The sequence below is a fragment of the Mesorhizobium sp. M7A.F.Ca.CA.002.15.2.1 genome, assembly GCF_003998715.1.
Taxonomy (GTDB): domain Bacteria; phylum Pseudomonadota; class Alphaproteobacteria; order Rhizobiales; family Rhizobiaceae; genus Mesorhizobium; species Mesorhizobium ciceri.
The window spans coordinates 1-2161 of sequence record NZ_RZPI01000830.1; the positions used below are offsets into that span (position 1 = coordinate 1).

At 65.8% G+C, this 2161-nt stretch carries 1 protein-coding gene; it reads left to right on the forward strand.

All coding sequences use genetic code 11. The features are described 5' to 3' along the window. On the forward strand, positions 1 to 2161 hold a 2161-nt coding region (locus ENZ74_RS29925; RefSeq protein ID WP_206522357.1), incomplete at both ends, for an autotransporter-associated beta strand repeat-containing protein.

Sequence of the window (2161 nt, forward strand, 5' to 3'; positions counted from 1 at the left end):
CAGCGGCACCGTGCAGGGCGGCACAGGTGGCGCCAGCGGCTATTCCGATCAACGCTACCTTGCCGGATCCGGAGGGGTCGGCATTGCCGGGGCTGGCCTCACCGTGACCAACAGCGGCACCATCGCCGGTGGATTCTCGATCGACGGCAACGGCCCCCAGGCTGATGCGATCCGGTTCAGCGGCGGCGTCAATACGCTGGAGCTGCGGGCCGGCTCGGCGATCAGCGGCACTGTGGAGGCCTTCAGCGCGGCCGACACGTTGAGGCTCGGCGGGAACGTCGACAGCAGCTTCGACGTCTCAGGCGTCGGACAGCAATACCAGGGTTTCGGCATCTACGAAAAGACCGGCAACGGCACATGGACCTTGACCGGCAGCACCAGCGCGGTGACGTCGTGGACCGTCGACCAGGGCACATTGAGGATCGGCGGCGACTGGTCGCTGGGCGATGTCTCGGGCGCCCTGACCTTGAACGGCGGCGCGCTGCAGGTGACGGGCAATCCCGTCAGTTTCACGCTGGAGCGCCAGATAATCCTCGGCGCCAACGGCGGCACCTTCGATGTCGGCGCCGGCAAGAACCTGATCCTCGACGGCGTGGTTTCGGGCGACGGACAACTCGCCAAGACCAGTTCCGGCACGCTGACGCTGACCGGCGCCAACAGCTATTCGGGCGGCACGGCGGTGCGCGGCGGCGGCCTTGTCGTGACGGCGACAGGCGCGCTCGGCGACGGACTGGTCGCCATAAACTCCAACGGAAGCGGGGGATGGGCCAAGCTCTATTTCTCGGGCAACGACGCCGCCAATCCGGTCAGTGCCGAGGATATCTCGATCACCGTCGGGTTGGGCGACCTCAACTTCCTGCGCAATGCGACCGCCGGCGCGGCCACCATCATTCTGGCGAAGGACGGCACTGGCGGGCTCAATTTCAGCACCGGAACCGATGCCGGCACGGCCAGCATCATCAACCAGGGCGGCGGCTCGGTCACCTTCACAGGAGCAAGCGCCGCCAATGCTACCATCGTCAATGACGGCCTGGGCATACCGTATTATTTCAGCAGGACGACCTTCGACGACGATTACTCAAGCAATGTATCTTCCTCCGCCGGGGACGCCACGATAACCAACCGGAATGGCGGCTCGACCATTTTCTACGGACATTCGGACGGCGGAACGGCGACGCTGGTCAACGAGGCCGGCGGCACGCTCGATTTCCAGCAGGCATCGCAGGCGGCTGATGCAACCATCCTCAACGGCGCCGGCGGCAGCGTGCTGGTTCGCTTCCGCAACCAGGACTCCGTGCTCGATGTCGGTTCGCTGTCTGGCGACGGGGCCATACTAATCGACGATTCACAGCTGGCGCCGCAGCTTTCGCTCGGCGCGCTCGGTCATGACGACGTCATCGGCGGCACCATTTCCGGAAACGGCTCTCTGACCAAGACCGGCGCGGGCAAGCTGACGCTCAACGGACAGAACAGCTATGCGGGCCTGACCACCGTCGACATGGGAACGCTGGTGGTGGGCGACGCCAGCCATGGCACAGCGAGCCTCGCCGGCGATGTCACGGTGGATTCCGGCGCGCGCCTTGGCGGCATCGGCACCATGGGCGGCAATGTCACCATCCTCGGCACGCACGGCGTCGGCAATTCCATCGGCGTCCAGGCGGTCGGCGGCAACTATGTCAATCATGGCGTCCTGGAGGTCGAGGCGACCCCATCCGGCGCCGACAGGCTGATCGTCGGCGGCACGGTCGACATATCAGGCGCCACGCTCAACCTGGTCCTGACGCCGGCGACAGCCGAGAGCTGGAACCTGCGCAACGGGCCGTACACGATCATCCAGAACAATGGCGCTGCCGATGTCGCCGGCACCTTCGCCTCCGTCGGCAACCTCAACGACCTTCTCTTCCTCGACCATCTCATCAACTACAAGGGCGGCGACGGCAACGACATCACCCTCGCCTTGGCGCGCAACGACGTCGCGGTCGCCAACGTCGCCACCACCCGCAACCAGTTCGCGACCGCCGGAGCCCTCGATCGGCTGGGCGAAGGCAATGCGCTTGCATGGGCCATGCTGCTCATGACCGACAAGGACGCAGCGCGCCTGGCGCTGGATGCCGCGTCGGGCGAGGTTCATGCCTCAGCCAAGGGGATGCTGATCGAGGAC